Here is a 348-nt window from a genome sequence, read left to right on the forward strand (position 1 = left end):
TGGCAATCCGCAGATCGCCAAGGGCGAGGGCGATGCCCCGGTGCGGGCGTACATCGCCGCCATGCCGGACTGGAAACGCCCGATTGGCGCGCGACTGGATGCCCTGATCGAACGGGCCGTACCCGGCGTGCACAAGGCGGTGAAGTGGAACTCGCCGATGTATGCGGTGGCCGTCGGCGCGGGCTGGTTTCTCAGCTTCCATTGCTTCACCCGCTACATCAAGGTGGCCTTTTTCCGCGGCGCTGCACTGACGCCGCCGCCGCCGGAGCCGTCCAGGAGCGGCGACACGCGCTACCTGCACATCCACGAATCCGGCCTGTTGGATGAAGCGCAGTTCCTGGACTGGGT

1 protein-coding gene is annotated in these 348 nt (G+C 66.7%); it reads left to right on the top strand.

The window, feature by feature from the left end; genetic code table 11:
- The coding region (locus EN846_RS34025) for a DUF1801 domain-containing protein (protein WP_135928125.1) at window positions 1-348 on the top strand (348 nt) is incomplete at both ends.

Origin of the sequence: Mesorhizobium sp. M4B.F.Ca.ET.203.01.1.1 (assembly GCF_004791025.1) — a bacterium.
Classification (GTDB): domain Bacteria; phylum Pseudomonadota; class Alphaproteobacteria; order Rhizobiales; family Rhizobiaceae; genus Mesorhizobium; species Mesorhizobium abyssinicae.